A 20,631-nucleotide genomic window follows, 5' to 3' on the forward strand; every position below is an offset into this window, starting at 1 on the left:
CTATCCCTTTAGTGAAGTTTATTGCTCTTAAAATCTTTCTTTAGGGAGATGTTATTTATAAAATTACTTTGATTTAACCCCTAAATTCTTTTTATAGAAAATACAAATTAAAAAAAAGTTATCGTTTTTTTGGTTTTTCAGGAATTGCGGCTAGGGTGGTGATGTTTTATCTCAGATCGCCCAATGTACAACTTTAAGACAGCCGTTTGAGCGAGGCTTGTCATCAATACGGTTCCCTTAAAGCAAACAATCCAAAACTTGCGTAGCGATTGTCTTAAAAGTCAAGAGGTGACAACTATTCTTAGCGAACCATATTGGGCTGGTAAAACTTACATTTGGTGAAACCTAGAGTTTCAGCTTCAGGCGGACTGAGCTAAAAAGTGAGCCAAAAAGTGAGCTGAATCGCCAATACCGCTCTGAGACGATCGAAGTGCAGTCAGCTTAATTAATCGATGAAGCGCAAAGACGAACTTCTTCATTAAGGGCTTTCTTGCGTAAGTCTTGAAACGATGGAATTTCCAACTCAACTCAATTAAGGACACTAGGCATTCATGCTGTTTAATTCAGCCAACCTACCCTACTGGATGTTTCTAGGGATGGGAGTCCTTTTATTCCTATTGGTGATTGTTTCCGGTGGGGGAAACTCCGACGTAGATGCCGACATAGACGCTGACATAGATACCGACGTAGATGTTATCGACGTAGACACCGACACGGATGGTAGCTTCAACTCCTTGGAAATTTTGGGATGGTTAGGCATTGGCAAAGCGCCGCTAATCCTATTATTAGGAACTGATTTTAGCCTCTGGGGTGTCATCGGCTGGATGCTGAATGTTTGGGTTGGTAGCCTCACAGGTGGCATCCCCTACCGTTTTTTTGGGTTAGGGGGAGTAGTGCTACTAAGTTCAATGGCAATCAGCTTGTTTCTAGGGGGGTTGATTTCTCGACCTCTAGGAAAAATCTTTGCTGCCTTTGGGGAAGATGCCAGTAGCGATCGCTTAATTGGTTGTTTCGGTACGGTAAGTTCTGCCTTTATTCCCCATAAACACAGAGGCAAAATTGGTCAGGTAGATGTCATCGATTCAGCGCGCAATCTAGTCACCATCAGCGCCACTTTACCTGATTGGGCAACTGTTCTCCCGCGTCGCAATGAAAAAGTCTTAGTCATTGAACGTTTGGAACACCACTATTTAGTCGTCGCCAAAGATAGTCCCGATCAAGAACATTGGCTAGAAAATGCACACAAAATCAAGTAGGAAATCTCTAAAAAATAGGATTTACCGCGATTCAAGCAAAGTCTATCTACGCGCTTACGCTAACCCTGAATTTAGAATTTCAATTTGCCTAGGTAGATAGGTTTCATCTGTATAGCCGAAACTTCCAATTGCTAGAGAAACTAACAGCAAACAATCAACTTCTTCAAAATTATGCTATTTTGGCTTACCTTCATTCAATCATTACCAATTGCTACCACATCTGAACTCTCGGAGCAACAATGGCAAACCGAGGCAAATTTACCCAAAAATGAGTCTACTTTAATCGCTCAAACCCTGCCTGCCCCGATACAACCAACGATTGCCCAACTGGGAAGTGGGATTGTCTTCCCAGGAATTATTGGGGCTTTGGTTTTATTACTGCTATTTAGCATTTGGGCATATACGCGAGTTTATGTTGTTACACCCAACAACGAAGCCTTTGTGAGGACAGGCGGCGTTTTCATTAAAAGTAAATCCGTTATCCTCTATGGTGGTTGCGTTGTTTTACCTGGCTTTCATCAGCTTACCCGCGTACCTTTGCGAGAAATTTCGATTGATGTTGAACGCACCGGGAAGCTGGCGGTTCGTACCCAAGATTACCTCCGGGCAAATATGCGGGTGACTTTCTATGTCTGCATCAATGCCGACGAACAAGATGTTTTAACAGCAGCAGCTAGGCTATCTAGAGCTGGAAAAATTACGCCGGAAGATATTAAAGATGCTCTGGAAAAACGCGCAGATGATGCGATTCGAGCAGCGGCGAAAAATAAGAGTCTAGCCGAGATTGATTCAGACAAGATTGGGTTTGCTGATGCTGTTTTAAATTTAGTTCAGCAAGATTTGAAGAAAGTCGGTTTAACGCTGAACAATATTGCAATTTCGGAAATTGAAGAAAGCGATACCTACGATACGAATAACTTTTTTGATGCTCAAGGCGTGCGACTGCGGACTGAAACGATTCAACGCTCGATTCAACAAAAACGAGAAGTAGAATTAACGACTCAAGTTACCATTGAGCAGAAAGAACTGGATGCCCAAAAGCGATCGCTCCAAATCGAGCAAGAAAAAGAAAACGCCAAACAAGAGCAACAGTTACAAGTAGAAGCACTCAAAGCTCAAAAACAGCGGGAAATACAAGAATCGAAAGACAGAGAAGCTGCAACCGTGCAGCGTACCAAGATTTTGCAGCTTAAATCCGTTGAAGAAGAAGAAATTCGCAAGAAATTGGGGGTGCAACAAAGCCAAATTGAGGCAGATATTTCCCTAGAGGAACGCAATAAACAACTCAAGGTGGCGCAAGCACTGCAAAAACAAGAAGCGGAAGTTGCGGAAATAACCCGTCAACGCATCATTCAGGAGGAAGAAATTAACAAAAAACTGGCAGTACAACAAAGCCAAATTGAGGCGGATATTTCCCTAGAGGAACGCAATAAACAACTCAAAGTGGCGCAAACACTGCAAAAACAAGAAGCAGAAATGGCGGAAATTATTCGTCTACAGACAGTAGAATCCTCGAAATTGCAAGCGCAAGTGCAGGTAGCGGAGTCTGAAAAACTGTCAAGAATTGCCCAAGAAGAGGTAGCGATCGCAGTCGCCAACAAAAAACGGGAAAGCTTTGTCGCTGAGGCACAACAAGCGAGAGCAGAATCATCTGTGACAACGGCAAGTGCAGTTGAGAAAGCCGAACGGGACAAACAGCTTTCCATTATTGCCGCCGAACGAGAAGCCCAAGAAAAGAGTATTAGCGATCGCAACGTTGTCGAGATTGACGCTTTCCGGCGCAAGCGGCAAGCGGAAATTGCCCAACAAGCAGCGGAACTAGAAGCGGAAGCAATTCGCACCCTAGCCGATGCTAACCGTGACAAAGCTTTAGCCGAGGCTGAAGGGATTCAAGCCCAAATTTCTGCCCAAAATACAATTAGCGATGCTAACCTCACAGCCAAGATTATTACCACAATTTGGCCCGATTTAGCAGATAAACTGCCAGAAATTGTCAAGGCATTGGCACCTCAACCAGGAGTGATCGGCGATGCCCGAATTTACTCCTTCCCCGGCGCAAATGGCAGCAACGGCAACGGTGCCGGTGACATCAACAAAATGTTACTATCCACCAGCGGTTTAGCCTTAATTAACACCTTGCTTGAAGATGGCAAATTAGGCTCATTAATTGGTCAAGTTAGTAATCTGGTTCGTAGCAACAATGGCAGTATCCCGCCAGAAGCCCTTACCGCTATGATTTCCTCAGTAGAAAAGCCAAGCCAAAATAACAACCAAGACGGTATGCAAAGCAGTTAACCCGTCTTTCCAACCCCTCTCCTGTAGAGACGCGATATATCGCGTCTCTTTTCCGTAATTGGGAAGGCGTTTAGGTCTTCTTGTCCGAGAAGGATTGGCATATGCACTCTACTTTGGGAAGATGCCACTCACGAACGGCTGAGCCAAGTTTGAAGGGAATTTTACCCAGGCGAATCCAGCCACACGACAATGAGACGGTTAATCCTCCCCCTAATAGGGTTGCTGGCGCTTTTCGCCTCTAGCTGTAGTTCTGAGCGTGTGGCAGCAACCCCAGAACAAGTTGTACGCCAAAACAACCTCTGCTCCTCTCCCACAACCCAAGCTCAAGACTTTCGCGTGCTGGGTACCCGCCAATGGTCGCAGGGTGTAGTGGTACTCTATAGCGCCATCTGCCCCAGCAGCGATCGCAAGCAAGCGTCGCCACAGATATTGGGTCACAGCGTGCTTGTGCGTAAAGAAAGTGGCTGGGAACAGATCGGTAATGACAGCGCTGAATTCTTTCTGGATCGCCCACCGTTACCACCAGAGCAGCTGGTGTGGTATGGAAGCGGCAACTACTCGAACGATAAAACTGGTGAGACTTACGCCCTCACTTACGGTAAGGTACTCTCGCCAGAAGTCGCTGCTGTCGAAATCACCTTTGATAACGGGAAAATTCTGCGCGACGAAGCCACTAACGGTGTTTTTGTCCTCATATCACCAGGCGCTAATCATTCTTGCCAAATGCGGGTACTAGAGAAAAATGACAAAATACTGCGGCGCATTAATGATGTGAACTTTGTACAAAATAATCGGTGCTGAGCGCTTTTTTGGGAATGCGATCGCCTCCTACCAGTCTCGCCTTGCGCGGCCGAAAGTTTGTGTAGCCGCGATCGCGATCGCCCAACCCAACTTAACCACCCGCCCCAAACAAATTCTCCATTGAATTTGATACTCTAACTTAAATAGTCTTGGGAACGGGAAGTTAAGAGTGGATATTCAAATTGGGCGGGGTAAGACAGCTCGCCGAGCTTATGGCATCGATGAAATCGCGCTAGTGCCTGGAAATCGGACACTAGACCCCAGTTTGGCAGATACCCGCTGGCGCATCGGCGGCATCGAGCGAGAAATACCGATTATTGCCAGTGCGATGGATGGGGTAGTAGATGTCCGCATGGCAGTTTTACTCTCTCAACTGGGGGCATTAGGCGTCCTCAACTTAGAAGGAATTCAAACTCGCTATGAAAACCCAGAGCCGATTTTAGATCGCATCGCCTCTGTGGGCAAAGAAGAGTTTGTCGCGCTGATGCAAGAACTCTATGCAGAACCCGTTAAGGAAGAATTAATCGAACGACGGATTCAAGAAATTAAGCAACAAGGCGGCATCGCAGCCGTCAGCGCCACACCAGCGGGAGCGACAAAGTACGGCGCAGCGGTGGCAAAAGCGGGTGCAGACTTGTTCTTTGTGCAAGCGACGGTGGTTTCCACCGCTCACCTCTCGCCTGAGTCAGTGACCCCCCTGGATTTGGCTCACTTCTGTCAAGAAATGCCCATCCCGGTCATTTTAGGGAACTGCGTCACCTACGACGTGACGCTGAACTTAATGAAGGCGGGTGCGGCTGGCGTGCTGGTGGGGATTGGTCCCGGTGCCGCTTGTACCTCTCGCGGCGTTTTGGGAGTAGGGATTCCCCAAGCAACCGCGGTTGCCGACTGTGCAGCCGCTCGCGATGACTATTTCCACGAAACCGGCAACTATGTCCCCGTGATTGCCGATGGCGGTTTAATCACTGGCGGCGATATCTGCAAGTCGCTTGCCTGCGGTGCTGACGGCGTGATGATTGGTTCTCCGTTTGCCAGAGCCAAAGAAGCACCCGGACGGGGGTATCATTGGGGGATGGCAACACCTAGCCCCGTTCTCCCTCGTGGTACACGCATTCGCGTCGGCACGACGGGAACGTGCGAACAAATCCTGCGCGGCCCCGCTGGTCTGGATGATGGCACCCATAACCTGCTGGGAGCCTTGAGAACCAGTATGGGCACGCTGGGAGCCAAAGATATCAAGGAGATGCAGCAAGTTGAAGTCGTTATCGCACCCTCTTTGCTGACCGAAGGGAAGGTCTACCAGAAGGCACAGCAGTTGGGAATGGGTAAATAAACTCACTGACTCATTTGCGTTCCTTAAGAAATTCCGGACTCCTGCTTAGAGGGCTGGAAAATCTAAAGCTGTCGCTTAGAATAGAGAAAGCGGAGACGAATGTTTCCGTTCACTCCTCACACCACACTCCGCCCGGACTACTGTTCGGGCGGTTCCTTTTTTGGGGTTAAAATCACCGCCAGCCAGCCAGCAGTCAAACCCACTGACTCGTCAATTATGTCTAAATGTATACCTTTTGAGTCAGAAAATGTCTGTTTTGCCTATGGTAGAATTTGCTAAAAATTAGAAACTGTTACGCTTAAGGATTTCTAGGCATGTCATCAGCCGCACAAGTTACAGACGCTTCGTTTAAACAAGAAGTACTTGACAGTGAAGTTCCCGTTCTAGTAGATTTCTGGGCACCCTGGTGCGGACCTTGCCGGATGGTTGCGCCTGTGGTGGATGAAATTGCCCAGCAGTACGACGGTCAAGTAAAAGTAGTCAAACTCAATACCGATGAAAACCCTAACGTTGCCAGCCAGTATGGGATTCGCAGCATTCCCACGCTCATGATTTTTAAAGGCGGTCAACGGGTGGATATGGTGGTGGGAGCGGTTCCCAAAACCACTTTGGCAAATACTTTGGAAAAGTATCTCTAACCAACTTTTTCTCAGCAAGAATGGATAAACCGTCAGCATAGTTACCTATTTTTGCGTGAAATCGCTGCTTATCAACCCAGACTCTCTAAGTTGAGTTGACAGTTCTGCTTGTCATTTGTCTTTTTTACTCGCCTTCTTGAACCATTCAGTAGGTTGTTTTAAATAACGAAAGATATGCACGATCTGAAAAAACCCGTTTTCTTGTAGAAAACGGGTTTTTTTGAGGAGTTCCGCCCCCTTAATGGAAGCTTCAACCTTTCTGTTAGACAGGCGCTGAAAGCCGATTAGGGAGAAAATCGTATAGGATGATACCAGTAGCGGCGATGCTGGGGCGAATCCCGTTAGAATAGAGTGCCGCTGGTGCTTGCATAAATTATGACCATCACTCCTCCTTCTAATGCCCTTGAGTCACTGCAATCAGACGTAGCCGATCTAATTCACCAGCTACCGAACCTGAAACACGGAAAATGGATACAACGGGCGCTGTCAGTGCTGGTGCGACTGGCTGGGGAGGAAATCGACCGGCTGGACTGGAAAATCTTGAGCGCTTCTATGCAAGATATGGAGCGGGCATTTCAAGTTTTTTATCCTTATCGACACGTCCGCAAAGTAACGATTTTTGGTTCGGCTCGCCTTGCGTCTGATAGTCCCGAATACCTCATGGCGGTTGAGTTTGCTCGCCGTGTCACCCAGCTCGGTTATATGGTGATGACGGGTGCCGGTGGGGGGATTATGCAGGCGGGAAACGAAGGCGCGGGAGCTGAAAAATCGTTTGGTTTGAATATTCAGCTACCTTTTGAGCAGGGAGCAAACCCGTTTATTGAAGGCGACCCCAAGCTGATTCCTTTTAAGTATTTTTTCACCCGGAAGCTGTTTTTCCTGCGAGAAAGCGATGCGATCGCTCTCTTTCCCGGTGGCTTTGGCACGCAGGATGAAGCCTTGGAGTGTTTGACGCTTTGCCAGACGGGAAGATATGGTCCTGTGCCGATGGTCTTAATTGACCGTCCTGGCGGCGATTACTGGTCGTCCTGGGATGCTTATGTTCGCAAGCATTTAGTCGAACCCGGTTTAGTGAGTCATGACGATCCAAACCTGTATACCATTACAGATAACTTAGATGTCGCTTGTGAAGCGATCAATCGCTTTTACCGGGTTTATCACTCCAGCCGTTATGTTGAGGATAAATTTGTTCTGCGTCTTAAGTCGGAAATATCGGATGCAGCGGTTGAACAGCTGAATGCTGATTTCAGCGACATCTTGGTGAAGGGAAGAATTGAAAAAACTCAGGCATTACCCCAAGAAGCAGTGGATAAAACATTGGATTTGCCTCGTCTGGTTTTATACTTCAACCAACGGGATTTGGGGCGCTTGTACCAGATGATTTCTACGATTAACCAGATGGTGACTCCCCCGCCTTCTGTGGCAGCGCATCCAGAGCTTAAGTAATGGGTTCAGTCAACTTAAATGTTGATTACTTGTGAGTGCTACCATCGGGCATTCTTGTGTTTGTCAGGTCAGTCTGGTGCAGCTTGGTCTGGTTCAAGTTGGCACGGCTCAAGTTAGTCTGTTTTAAGTTAGCGTAACTCAGGTCAGCATACTCCAGGTTCGCTTGGCTCAGGTTCGCCTGACTCAGATTCACTTGGTTGAGATTGGCACCCCTCAGATTGGCCTGCGTTAAAGTGGCATAACTCAAATTAGCGAACTTTAGGTTGGCGCGGCTGAGGTTGGTGTCACTCAGCTTAGCAAAACTCAAATCAGCCGACTCTAGGTTTACACCGATTAAATTGGCACCCAATAGCTGACTCAAGCTGAAGTTTGCATCTTTGAGATTGGCACCGCTGAGGTTGGCACCACTGAGGTTGACCTCCTTCAGATTCGCTGTGCTGAGGTTGGCATGACTAAGATTGGCATCACTGAGGTCGGCACCATATAAGCTTGCACCCACTAAAGCTGCATCATTGAGATTGGCACTACTTAAGTTAGCGTTCCTTAAGTTAGCACCCCCTAAGTCAGCACCGCTTAAGTTAGCATCTGTGAGGCTGGCGCTGCCTAGATTGGCAGTGTTGAGGCGCACCAGTTTTAGAGTTGCTCCTCTCAAATTGCCATACCTCAGGTCAACTCCTGTTAAGTCAGCACCGCTGAGTTCGGCACTGCTCAGGTTGGCATTGTATAGGGAGGCACATCCCAGATTAGCTTCACTTAAGTTAGCTTGGCTCAAGTTGGCATCTTTAAAATCGGCACAATCACTTCGGCTTGATTGACCCGAACTTGACTGCACTTCAACTAAACTGGCTCCCCTCAGGTCAGCACTGCTTAGGGATACACCCGCGAGGTTTGCCTGATTCAACGTCGCATTTCTGAGTTCAGCACCCTTCAGGTTCGCTTTTATCAACTTGGCTTCGCTTAAGTCGGCACCATTCAGACTTGCTCCAGCTAAGTTGGCACCGCTTAAATCGCATCCTCGACACTGTTTTGTTTTGAGCAACTGCCGAAGGTGCTGTTTTCTCAACTGCGTGATTTGGTGTTCTTGGAATAGACGAATCACGGTGTTGAGAGTGACAAAACTTAGGGTTAGCAATGCTACAGCTGCCAGTACCCCTTGTTTTGTAGGACGCAGGAGAGCCTTGGGAATTTTGGCACGGCGGACTACATCAATCGGCTTGAGTGCTTCCAGAGCAGTGACCGCATTGGGATAGCGATTTTTACAGTTGGGCACCGTCATTTTTTCCAACCAGCGGATAAACTGTGGATTCAGTTTTGGCACCATCTGCTTAAAATCGATCCGATAAGCTTCATCAACTAAATTGCCAATTCCAGTAGATTTGGTTTGGGTGAGCAAGCAAATCAGCGTCGCGCCGAGACTATATAAGTCGGATGCTTGGGTTAGTTGGCGATTAAACACCTGTTCTGGCGGCATAAATCCCAACGTGCCTTTGACGGTGCTGCTGGCGGCGACTTCCCCACCTCCGATACGAGCCAAGCCAAAATCTACCAGGTAAACCTTCAATTGTTCATCCACTAAGATATTTTCCGGCTTAATATCTCGATGAATAATCGGGGGATTTTGCTGTTGTAAGTAGACTAAAACTTCTAACAGGGCAACGGCAATTAGCTTGACTTCCTGTGGGGTAAAGTGACGTGACGCAGACAGGGAGGAAGCGGGTTTATATTCTTGAACCAGGCAAAAGCCAGTGGGAGTTTCAAAGGAATCGAGGTACTGGGGAATGCTGGAATGATTCAGACAGCGCAATAGTTGAATTTCTTGCTCGTAAGCTTGATAGTCTGACCAACTAGCACCGGATTGGGCAAACTGGAACTGCTTAATCACAACGTGCTGCTGGGTTTTTGTACTCGTTGCCAGACTCGTTGCCAGATAAGTGACTCGACCCCCGGCGCGATTTTGTCCTAGCTCTCTTTCGATTTGATAGCCTTGGCTAGAAAAGTCTGCTAAATTACCCATGAGCCTACCTATCGATAGATGTAGGTGGTGAGTCTTTTATAACAGATGGCTGCAAAAGTAACGGATGCGATCGCTCTGTTTTTGCTATCATCCATATCGCTCGTTGGAACCACTTGCATTGAGCTATCGATGAACCGAGCCATCGGGCATGATGGTGTCTGTCAGCTTGGCTCCGGTTATCGTGACACCCTCTAAGTTGGCATCTTTGAGGTTCGCTCCCCTGAGGTCAGCACCCGTCAAGTCGGCACCCTCAAGGTCAGCCGCTTCCAGATTGGCATCCCTGAGTTTGACTCCTCTAAGGTCGGCACTCCCCAAGTAAGCATCCTGGAAATCGGCACCTTCGAGGTTGGCACCCCTGAACTTAACAATGGTTAAATCGGCAACTGCCAAGTAAGCATTCCTGAGGTCGGCACCCGTCAAGTCGGCACCGATGAGGTTGGCACCCCTGAGATAGGCATCCCGAAGGTTGGCACCCGTTAGATAGGCGTTACTCAAATCGGCTCGACTCAGATGAACATAGCTTAAGTCGCATCTGTCACAGTGGTTAGTTTCCAACAACTGCCTGACGAGATCCGCTTTAACTAAACTGGGTCTGTCTTTGACCGTGGCAAACCCCAGGGATGTTAGCACTAATCCAGCGGCAAGAATCTTGGTTTTTGTGGGACGGTCTAGAGTTCCGAATGCCTTGGCATAGCGGACAATATCACTTGGCTTGAGTACGCGGCGGCGAACATCAATCGACCTCAGAGCTTCTAGAGCATCCGCTGCACGCTCGAAGCGATTTTTGAGGCTGGGTGCCGTCATTTTTGAGAGCCAGTCTACAAATTGCCGACTTAGATGCGGCACCATCTGCTTAAAATCGATCCGATAAGCTTCATCAACTAAATTGCCAATTTCAGTGGATTTAGTTTGGGTGAGCAAGCAAACCAGCGTTGCACCGAGACTATATAAGTCGGATGCTTGAGTGAGTTGACGATTGAACACCTGTTCTGGCGGCATAAATCCCAACGTGCCTTTGACGGTGCTGCTGGCGGCGACTTCCCCACCTCCAATGCGAGCCAAGCCAAAATCTACCAGGTAAACCTTCAATTGTTCATCCACTAAGATATTTTCCGGCTTAATATCTCGATGGATAATTGAGGGATTTTGCTGTTGTAAGTAGACTAAAACTTCTAACAGGGCAACGGCAATTCGCTGAATTTCCTCTGGGGTAAAGTGACGCGATGTAGACACAGAGGGAGCCGGTTTATATTCTTGAACCAGGCAAAAGCCGGTGGGAGTTTCAAAGGAATCGAGGTACTGGGGAATGCTGGGATGATTCAGCTGCTGTAGCACCTTAATTTCTTGCTCGTAAGCTTGATAGTCTGACCAGCGGGCACCCGAATGGGCAAACTGAAATTGCTTGATAACGACGCGCTGCTGTGTATTGGTACGGCTTGCCAGGTAAGTAACTCGACCCCCGCAAGGGTTGTGCCCTAGCTCTCTTTCGATTTGATAGCCTAAATCTGAAAAATCTGGGAATTCGCTCATGATGGTTAGGCGACGATAACCCCTACAAGTATCGCTACGCGGTAAGCGCAGCGTGCTGTAGGCATTGGCACTTTTCCCACTATAGCTGCCTGTAAAAGCAGATGATGGGACATCGCTCCGACTCACTGGCGGCAGCGTCTCTAACAGCAATAGAAACTTCTTTCCTTAACTGAGTTCCCCAAAACCTGCCGAAGTTATCATCCTTAAAAGCACGGTGAGTTTATAGTTGATACTGTAAAATCGGGTTTTCGAGCGATCGCGTCTTTTGTGAAATTTGTTTGTATTTAATGATACAAACCGATGAATTGATAGCGGGTTGCCGATATCTTTACGAAAACTTTAAGAAGATTATCCGGGATATACATTTTCTTCACCTTATCTTGATGCTTTCTTCAAAAAAATTGCTTAAGATAAGTGTTTATACGGATAAATTTTGCAAGTCTATTCTCTATCTACGGGTAGATGTTAGTGTACTTACGTAAGTAAAATCGGCTAATTCATCCCCCTAAAGGCTGAAAAAGTAAACTAATGGATTGAAAAAGTACCTGACTTTTGTGGCTTAAGTAGAAAGCTGCGCTGATAACAAATAACTTTATAACGGCTCAGGAGCTGCTCTATATGCTGAAATTTAGCATCGTAATTACAACCTATAATCGTTTACCGCTGCTGCGGCGGGCGATTGAATCAGCGCTCGCGCAAACTTTGCCCTGCGAAGTGGTAGTAGCAGATGACTGTTCCACGGACGGTACCGAAGAATATGTCCGCAGCTTGGGCGATCGCGTAGTTTACTACCGCAACCCAGTCAATAGCGGTCACTCCGCTACCGTAAATGCTGGGGTTGCCGTGGCAACCGGAGACTGGATCAAACCGCTGGATGATGATGACTATCTGGCACCCAACTGTGTCTGGGAAATGGTAAAAGCGATCGCTCAACGTCCTCAAGCAGCGATTTGCTCGTGTCAAGCCGTTCAAGTTGATGTCAACGGTGAAGAAGTTACCCGCACCAAGCCGAGCGGTCCTGGCAAACTATTTTACGTGAAACAAGAGGATATCCACTACGGGATGTTGATGGAAGTGGTTCCTTTTGGGACACCCGTTCAAGTTGCTTTCAAAAAAGATGCCTTTATCAAGTCAGGCGGTTGGGATTCGGCTTTAGATGGTAACTGCGATGACATCGACTCTTGGGTTAAAATTGCCCAATATGGGGATGCCGCATTTGTTAATCAGTATCTTACCTTCCGGACATTATGGCCGGGTGGATGCAATCAGAAGTTTTCACTGCAAAAACGGTTAGAAACCAATATCTTAATCAAGGAAAGAATCTACCCGTTAGTGCATGAAAAATATCGCTCGTCTATTCCGAAACTTGAGGAAATTAAGGCGTTTCTCAAACTGCATTGGAGTTTGGTAGGACTCAAGCAAGGAAAAATCTTAATGGCACTCAAGATGGCATATCCAGCCATGTTTTCGCTTGCCGCTTGGATTTCTTTAGCGAGAGTTACTTATTCCAGAAAAATCAATACTCAGGCTCCTACCGTGCCTCAAGAAGTTGTAACCTACAGAACGGCTTCTATTTAAACTGTAGCCGGTACAATCAGTTATCAGCTATGTTAAATAGGTGATAACTGATTTGAATAAGAATGCAGCTTCACGTATTTAATAAAATCTTGCAAGAAAGTAAGAAGCAAATAGAAGCCGATCGCCTGATCCTCTTCTTGAATGGCGGAACTGTATTAGTATTTTTGGCGCTGTCAGTTTACGCAAAATTTCTGGGAAAAGGTCAAGGGATTGAATTTCTTTTTGCAGATCCCTTCTCAATCCGACGACCCTACTACGGCTTATTAACGAGTGTCTCTGAAGTGTTATGGTGCCTTTCAGGTACAGTTTGTTTGTTTAGCTTTAGCTTGCTAAACATAATTTCTCCCAATCGCAAAGCAAATCTATTTATCTTATGTTCTGCGATTGGGATTTTTGTTTTATTAGCCGACGATTTATTTCGGATTACCTTAATTTTGAGAGATGTAGCTAAGGTGCCCAAAGGGGTGATGTACTTAGTATACGGTACTGGCGCGATCGCTTATGGTTTATGCTTCTGGCGCAAACTTTTATCAACGCCTTATGTATTGCTGATAATTGCGGGTATCTTATTTGGCATTTCTGGCTTAGTGGACATCTTGCACATCAAAGGAAATGGTACTCCGGCAATGCTAGAAGATGGCACGAAGTTACTGGGAATCCTCAATATCGCATTTTACTTTTGGCACGTTTGTCGTCAGGAAGTCATGCAGAGGAAGTATGGCATCAGTTGAGCAGTTGCTGTTAAGTCTTGCATTAGATAATTACCTCATGTAAGGCTTTCAACAACTCTTCTGTAGTGTAGGGTTTTGACAAAACGGTTGTGACCCCAGCGCGAGCCAGCTCACTCACCCTATCGTTAGATAAGAGTCCGCTAACCGCAATAATTTTAACTTGCGGGTTAATTTTTTGTAGCGTGCGAATCGTTGTTGGCCCGTCCATAGACGGCATCATCATATCGAGGAGTACAACACTAATTTCCGTTTTATGCTGGGCATACAGTACGACTGCCTCAATCCCATCGCTCGCAGTTAAAACTTTATAGCCATAAGTTTCTAGAGATGCTTGAGTCACTTGAGAAATTGAAGCTTCGTCATCAACAACCAGAATACACTCGCCGTTTCCAGTTAACAGATTAGATGGTTTTTTTAGAGCTTGCGATGTTAATTCTCCCTCGATTGCTGGCAAGTAGATCTTAAATTCTGTGCCTTTTCCCACTTCGCTATATACATTCAAAAAACCACCGTGGCTTTTGATGATGCCAAGAACAGTTGAAAGACCCAGACCCGTACCTTTGCCAATTTCTTTAGTTGTGAAAAATGGCTCAAAGATTCTATCAAGCATCTCAGTAGGCATTCCCACTCCACTATCAGAGACACTAATCACAATATGGGCACCCACTTTTGCACCTGAGTTCATCCTGGCATAGTTTTCATCAATTACTGTATTGTCGGCGGAAATCTTCAACGTCCCGCCATCTGGCATGGCATCACGAGCATTGACGCAAAGATTGATCAGTACCTGATGTAGTTGAGTAGCATCGCCAGAAACAGGCCACAGCTCTCTTGTCTGGATATGCGTATGAATCTCGATTGATTTAGGGAAAGTTTCATTTGCGATCTTCGCAATCTCGTAAATTAGGTGCCCGACTTGGAGATTTGTCCGTTCGCCTTCCATGCCTCGCGCAAAAGAAAGCACCTGTTTAACTAAATCAGCTCCACGTTTGGCATTCGTTTCGAGGATGGAAAGCAGCTGTTGACTCTGGCGATCCTGAATCTTGATTTGCAGAAGTTGAACTGACATCAAAATAGGCGCTAGCACATTGTTTAAATCGTGGGCAATGCCGCTAGCCAGCGTTCCTAAGCTTTCCATACGCTGAGCGCGGAGAAACTGCCTTTCTAGTTGTTTTTTTTCGGTTATATTGGTGTTGACAATCAGAATTGCTTTTGGGTTTTCCGCCTCATCGCGCACGAGCGTCCAGCGACTTTCAACAATGATTTCTCGACCAGATTTGGTCATTTGATACAACTCCCCATACCACTCTCCTTCCTCGATGAGAGTTTTTTGGGCGGCTCGAAGTTTTAGTGAAATTTGCTTATGCAACAGCTCAGCAGTGTTATTGCCGAGGGCTTCTTCTTGCTTCCAGCCATAGAGACGTTCCGCACCTTGGTTCCAAAATAAGATTTGGTTGTCTAGATTTTGAACCAGAATTGCATCTGTGGCGATATCCAGTAGAGCCGCTTGTTCGCAAATTTTTTGTTCCGAGTGCTTGCGCTCGGTGATGTCCATGTTGATGCCGTTCACACGGATGGGTTTGCCGGTTTGGTCGTAATAAACTTGACCTTTGCTGGCTATCCAATGAACGCTACCATCCGACCAAATAATCCGGTATTCGATGTCATAGTCCGCCCCTTCTTCCACGGGGCGTACTAAAGCTTGAGTGACTAATTCTAGGTCTTGAGGATGGATTTTGGTGAGGAAGCTTTGATAGGTGCCGTCAAAGGAACCTGGGGGAAGACCAAAATTCGCTTCTGCGGTTGCGGAGAAAACAACTTTGCCGTTATGGATATTCCAGTCCCAGGTGCCCATGTGGGCAGCTTCTAGGGCTAACCTTAGTCGCTCCTCGCTCATTTGTGCCCGCTCAGTTTGCTGTCGCAATTCCTCTGTTGCTTGGCTAGCTTGGAGGACACGACGCACGCGCTGGCGCAGAACTGCCCAGTGAATCGGCTTGGTAATGTAATCGATGGCACCTGCCTCAAATGCTTGATCGACCGATTCTTGATCTTCAAGAGCCGTAATCATCAATACGGGTGTGTTCCGCGATCCTCTAGGGGGGCGACTTTTTTCAGCAGTTCCCGTCGCTGTAGGAGAATCGCCAAACTTCTCTCCACGAGAATCACCCTCTGGAAGGGTACGCAATAGATGACAGCAGGTAAAACCATCCATCACTGGCATCATGGCATCCAGCAGCACAATATCTGGGTGTAGGCGCGTGTAGGCGGCTAAACCTTCCTCTCCGTCGCTTGCTTCTGCTACCTCGTATCCGGCTTGTTCCATCGCTCGGCGAAGTTGAAGCCGCATGAATTTGTCGTCATCTACAACGAGGATGAGGGGAGTATGTTGATTAGCGTCGGTGGTGTTCATAGCTAATTTGGCTGGCGTTGAGAGTGCAAATCCGCCTTAACTTGTTCATACTCAGCTTCAAGCTGCGGCAATTTGTCTAATGCATTTTTAATATTTCCAGTCCGAGCCATGATTTCTAACTCTTTACAGAGTTGGGCGAGGGTTGTGGCACCTAGGGTGGCACTGCTTGACTTGAGGGTGTGAGCGGTGCGTTGCAACTGGGGTGCATTTGCTTGGGCAACTGCGATCGCGATCGCTTCCAAGAGTTTTGGTGCATCGTCGAGGTAGCAATCGATCATCTCTCCTAAAATCGCCTCGGCATCTTCACCGACCATTTTGCGAAATGATTGCAACACTTTGGCATCAATAGAAGTGCTGAGGACAGAGGGCTGAGGACTGAGTTGGGGAGTCGGAAGGGAGGGGTGTGGAGGTGACGGGATGACGGGGGGAATTCTTCTACTGTCGATAGAAGGACTGAGGACTGAGGGCTGAGGACTGAGTTGGGGAGTCGGAAGAGAGGGGTGCGGGGGTGACGGGATGACGGGGGAAATTCTCCCACTGTCTATTTCTGCCTCAGTCTGGACTAAGGCGCGATCGCTCTTGGCTTCGCTAACGTGCTGCTTCGCTAACAATCCTGGTTCCTCAGCCTCACTTAAAGGCTGACACTTGCTCAAAGCTTGGATGAGTTCCTCGGTTCGGATCGGTTTGCTTAGGTAGTCATCCATGCCTGCCTTTAGACATTCTTCCCGATCTCCTTGCATCGCATTCGCTGTCATGGCAATGATGCGGGGACGAGAAGCAGGCAACCATTCCCCAATGATGCGGCGAGTCGCTGTCAATCCATCCATTTCTGGCATCTGCACATCCATCAGTACCACGTCATAGGATTGGCGATGTAGAGCTTCTAGCACTTCTAATCCATTACTCGCAATATCTGCTCGATAGCCCATCTGTGATAGTAAATACAAGGCTACCTTTTGATTCACAATATTGTCTTCTGCTAACAGAATCCGCAGGGGAAATTGTGCCCCTCTTTGGGGATTGATTGCCGGTAGATTTGGGCGCGAGGGTTTCACCGGGATCGGCTGTTCGCCCAAGATATGGCTCAAGACATTATAGAGATGGGATTGTTTAACGGGTTTGGTGAGGAATGCCGCGAAATCGACGGCTTGGACATCATGACTCCTTTCTGGCCTGTCGATGGAGGTCAACACAATTAAGGGTAATTTTTCATAGTTAGGCAGCTGACGGATTTTAGCCGCTAAAGTCAGACCATCCATGTGTGGCATTTGCATATCCAGAATGGCGATATCAAACGGTTCCCCTAAGTTCAGCCAGTCGAGGGCTTCAAAACCAGATTCAGCCGCCCAAGTCAGCATTCCCCAAGATTGGGCTTGTAGCGTCAATATTTGGCGATTTGTAGCGTTATCATCCACGATTAGGAGCCGCTTTTCATCTAACTGAGGTTGAGGATTTTGAGAAGCGATCGCAGAGACATTGGGAGCTGATGCCGCAACAATGGTGAAATAAAAAGTAGAGCCTACGTCTGGATGAGGGCTGTTAGCGACCGAGAGCGTAGCAGGGGATGTAGGCCCTAGCGGTTTTGCCGCAACGCTTTCGCCTTCTTGAAGGGGAGAATGAAATTCAGGGTTGCTCTTTGCACCCGGAGCTTTTTTTATTGTAGGTTGCCAGTTAGAAGGAGGATTTCCCGCGATCGCTCCCATACTCTCGACCCACATCTGACCGCCCATCATTTCGCTCAGATGATTGCTAATCGCGAGTCCCAACCCGGTTCCCCCATACTGGCGAGTTGTGGAAGCATCGACTTGACTGAAAGATTTGAACAGGCGGTCTATCCGGTTGGCGGGAATCCCAATGCCGGTGTCTTTAACCGCAAATTGGATTTGGTAATCGGGCAATGCGTGGGTTGGCTCGTGACTGATTTCCGATTCTTCCTGAGCGATCGCCTCTTTTGCACTGACCGATACAATTACCTCTCCAGTTTGAGTAAACTTGACCGCATTACTAAGCAAATTCACTAAAATTTGGCGCAACCGGCTGGCATCTCCCACAATCGAGAGCGGGGTTCCCGGATGAATTAAATATGCTAATTCCAGATTTTTTTCGGCTGCTTTGAAAGCTAATAAATCGAGGGCTTCTTCAACACAAACTCGCAAATTAAAAGAATGCTTTTCTAATTCCAGCTTGCCTGACTCAATTTTAGAAAGGTCAAGAATGTCGTTGATTAGCGTTAGCAATGCATCGCCACTGCTTTGAGTTGTTTCCACAAAATCTCGCTGCTGAGGAGTTAACTCAGTGTTGAGTAGCAGTCCCGTCATGCCGATAATTGCATTCATCGGGGTGCGGATTTCGTGGCTCATATTGGCGAGGAATTGGCTCTTAATGCGAGTTGCTGCTTCAGCTGCTGCTTTTGCCTTTTCCAGTTCCAAATTCGCCTGGGATAATTCCTGAGTACGCTCGACGAGTGCCAGTTGCGCGAAATATCGCTCGGTAATATCATCGAATATCCAGAGGCGACCGGGCACGTCGTGTATCCGCGTCGCCGTGCTAGAGATACTTAGGGTTTTTGGCGTGTCGCCTTTGAACACCCAGATCCAGTTGCGAATGACTGCTTGAGGTTGGGAAAAAAACTTTGCTGCCTGCGCCACGATTTCCTGTTGATTATCAGCGCTCGTGCGTAGCAATGCCATCGCCTGAGCTAGCACGGGGGGTTCTACAGCCCCTGGGGTGAGTCCCAGTTGCTCGGCAGCGGCTTGATTGATCCACCCTTGCTCCCCACTTTCATCTACAAATACCACTCCCTGATGGATTGTCTCTAACATGGCACCGAAGCGGGCTTGTAGATTCTCCAGCCGCAAGGTGGTATCGCTGAACTGTAGAAGGGTGCGTAACTCGCCAAGTAGCGACTCAATAAATTGGCGCAGACGTGGGGAGATACTGGTCTGGCGATGCCAGATCAGCAAAATTGCACCGCTATGGGGCGCTGATAAAGTCGTGCCCCTACCGGGATACTGAAATGGAAGGATGGCGAGGGATTGAGTCCCTTTAGCGACCAAGACATGAGAAGCACCGGGAGTAGCGGGGTAGTTTGGATAGTAGAGACAGCGATTTTGAGCGATCGCTTTCTCAAACAAGGTGGGCGTTGTCAGTTGATCTGGCAGCGCCTGCTGGGGAATACACACCAAGGCTTCAGCGGTGACATCATCAAGTTGGCGTAGCGCGATCGCTGCGTCGGCACAAACAAACTCCCGCAGTAAGATCAGGGCTTGCCGGATCGGTATATCGGGAGAATTTCTGGTATCGGTATTAGTAAGAGTACTCAGCACCGATTGGGACGCCAACCGCCACTCGATTCCCCGCAGAAAAGAGCCTACAAATGTTCCGAACACAGCCACACTGCCCAGCTCAAGTGACTGGCGGGTTAGCCGCCAATCGCCATGTAGCAGTCCCAACAACAGAATACAAAGCCCTGCGGCGGGTGCGACTTGCACCGCTGGTAGGGGCAGTAGCGTGCATATTGTCAAGATGACTGGGGCGACCATCTGCATAGGCTTCCATCCATCCAGCACGCCCAGTCCTACGAAAAAGAGGGTTAGCCAGATTAGGACGGCTCTAAAGGTCGGTAGTCGGTCAGGAGGACAAAGCAGCAACCGCGATCGAAGAAGATTTAAGTTTAAGCGGCGATACATTGGGCAATTGCACTCGTTACCACGTCGGGAGCGCTGATATGCGGTAAGTGTCCTCTAGCAGCGATATTCATCAGCTTACCTTGAGGAATTTTATCTGCCATGTACTGACCAACTTCAGGCGGTACCGCAATATCATCGCTTGCCTGTAAAATCACAGTCGGTACATTCAATCGTGGTAAATCATCTCGGTGGTCAGACTGGAAAATCACTTTAGCGACCGCTTGCGCGATATCTGGACGGATAGCGGCTAGCGTATTAGCAAACTCCGCTGCCAATTCAGGTTTATCCTGAGTAGCCATTGCGATCGGCGCAAAACCGCTAGCCCAAGCATAGTAGTTGGTTGACATGGCTGCATAGAGTGTATCTAAGTCAGACTGCTCGAAGCCACCAACATATCCGTCATCGTTGAGATAACGGGGGGACGCATCCAGAAAGATCAGTTGGCTGAAGCAATCAGGCTCGACTAATGCTGCCAGTAAACTAACCATCCCACTGACCGAGTGCCCCACCAAGATGCTCTTGGTTAACTTTAACTCGGCACATAAATCCAGCAAATCCTCAGCATAGCTGTATAAGCTGCTGTAGCGGCGCGGACTATAGGCAGAAAAATCTGACTTACCTCCCCCTACATGGTCGAACAGCACAATGCGAAAATTAGGCGCGAAGGCTGCTACCTGATGTCGCCAAGCCGTCTGATCCGAGCCAAAACCGTGGGCAAAGATAATTGTCTGGCTGCCATCACCCAGCATCTGGACATTATTACGCTGCATGATGCTCGTTGCCATAAATAGTTACTCCTTCTCTTTATTACCTTAATCCAAGACAAAAACTGTACCGAAACCAAACTGAAAGACTTACCTCATTGAGGTTATATTTTAGCGTTCCCTAAAAGCTCAGATATGTAACAGCA

The 20,631-nt window shown here is 47.7% G+C and carries 14 protein-coding genes; 9 read left to right on the forward strand and 5 right to left on the reverse strand.

What is annotated here, in order from left to right:
• Window positions 1–551 precede the first annotated feature (551 nt).
• The 7 genes from NDA03_RS04615 (at window position 552) to NDA03_RS04645 (ending at window position 7,769) form a co-directional block, all read left to right on the forward strand.
• The gene (locus NDA03_RS04615) at window positions 552–1,256 is read left to right on the forward strand and encodes a DUF1449 domain-containing protein (RefSeq protein WP_348237423.1); all 705 of its coding nucleotides are present in this window, start codon (window positions 552–554) and stop codon (window positions 1,254–1,256) included.
• A gap of 171 nt (window positions 1,257–1,427) precedes the next feature.
• Window positions 1,428–3,551, forward strand: a complete 2,124-nt coding sequence (locus NDA03_RS04620) for a flotillin domain-containing protein (protein WP_348237424.1) — start codon at window positions 1,428–1,430, stop codon at window positions 3,549–3,551.
• Window positions 3,552–3,740: 189 nt separating this feature from the next.
• Entirely contained in the window at window positions 3,741–4,352 is a 612-nt protein-coding gene (locus NDA03_RS04625) for a hypothetical protein (RefSeq protein WP_348237425.1), read from the forward strand.
• The gene (locus tag NDA03_RS04630) at window positions 4,330–4,476 is read left to right on the forward strand and encodes a hypothetical protein (protein ID WP_348237426.1); all 147 of its coding nucleotides are present in this window, start codon (window positions 4,330–4,332) and stop codon (window positions 4,474–4,476) included. Before NDA03_RS04625 ends, NDA03_RS04630 begins: the two co-directional genes overlap by 23 nt.
• A 45-nt stretch (window positions 4,477–4,521) precedes the next feature.
• On the forward strand, window positions 4,522–5,685 hold the full coding sequence (locus NDA03_RS04635) for a GuaB3 family IMP dehydrogenase-related protein (protein WP_190412217.1): 1,164 nt from the start codon (window positions 4,522–4,524) through the stop codon (window positions 5,683–5,685).
• A 314-nt stretch (window positions 5,686–5,999) separates the two neighbouring features.
• Window positions 6,000–6,323, forward strand: a complete 324-nt coding sequence (gene trxA, locus NDA03_RS04640) for a thioredoxin (protein ID WP_190412216.1) — start codon at window positions 6,000–6,002, stop codon at window positions 6,321–6,323.
• 375 nt (window positions 6,324–6,698) lie between these two features.
• On the forward strand, window positions 6,699–7,769 hold the full coding sequence (locus NDA03_RS04645; RefSeq protein ID WP_348237427.1) for an LOG family protein: 1,071 nt from the start codon (window positions 6,699–6,701) through the stop codon (window positions 7,767–7,769).
• 25 nt (window positions 7,770–7,794) lie between these two features.
• Here NDA03_RS04645 and NDA03_RS04650 read toward each other — a convergent pair whose 3' ends face one another.
• Together NDA03_RS04650 and NDA03_RS04655 are read right to left on the reverse strand one after the other, a co-directional pair.
• Entirely contained in the window at window positions 7,795–9,783 is a 1,989-nt protein-coding gene (locus NDA03_RS04650; protein ID WP_348237428.1) for a pentapeptide repeat-containing protein, read from the reverse strand.
• A gap of 123 nt (window positions 9,784–9,906) precedes the next feature.
• Window positions 9,907–11,463 (reverse strand): serine/threonine-protein kinase, encoded by a 1,557-nt coding sequence (locus NDA03_RS04655; protein ID WP_348237429.1) that lies wholly within the window; start codon window positions 11,461–11,463, stop codon window positions 9,907–9,909.
• Window positions 11,464–11,934: 471 nt separating this feature from the next.
• Between NDA03_RS04655 and NDA03_RS04660 the strand changes: the two genes are divergently transcribed.
• Entirely contained in the window at window positions 11,935–12,891 is a 957-nt protein-coding gene (locus NDA03_RS04660; RefSeq protein WP_190412290.1) for a glycosyltransferase, read from the forward strand.
• A 62-nt stretch (window positions 12,892–12,953) separates the two neighbouring features.
• Window positions 12,954–13,622 (forward strand): hypothetical protein, encoded by a 669-nt coding sequence (locus NDA03_RS04665; protein WP_190412213.1) that lies wholly within the window; start codon window positions 12,954–12,956, stop codon window positions 13,620–13,622.
• A 22-nt stretch (window positions 13,623–13,644) separates the two neighbouring features.
• On the opposite strand, the gene NDA03_RS04670 is transcribed toward NDA03_RS04665, so the two are convergent.
• Genes NDA03_RS04670 through NDA03_RS04680 form a run of 3 tightly spaced genes read right to left on the reverse strand, consistent with a single transcriptional unit; the run spans window position 13,645 to window position 20,506 of the window.
• Window positions 13,645–16,032 carry a response regulator gene (locus NDA03_RS04670; RefSeq protein WP_348237430.1) on the reverse strand — a complete coding sequence of 796 codons (2,388 nt, stop codon included), beginning with the start codon at window positions 16,030–16,032 and terminating at the stop codon, window positions 13,645–13,647.
• A 2-nt stretch (window positions 16,033–16,034) separates the two neighbouring features.
• A complete protein-coding gene (locus NDA03_RS04675) occupies window positions 16,035–19,721 on the reverse strand; it encodes a response regulator (RefSeq protein ID WP_348237432.1) in 3,687 nt (1,228 codons plus the stop codon).
• On the reverse strand, window positions 19,706–20,506 hold the full coding sequence (locus tag NDA03_RS04680; RefSeq protein WP_190412211.1) for an alpha/beta hydrolase: 801 nt from the start codon (window positions 20,504–20,506) through the stop codon (window positions 19,706–19,708). The genes NDA03_RS04675 and NDA03_RS04680 overlap by 16 nt, the downstream gene beginning before the upstream one ends.
• Window positions 20,507–20,631: the final 125 nt, after the last annotated feature.

It is taken from the genome of Trichocoleus sp. Lan, from assembly GCF_039961855.1.
Taxonomy (GTDB): domain Bacteria; phylum Cyanobacteriota; class Cyanobacteriia; order Cyanobacteriales; family FACHB-T130; genus FACHB-T130.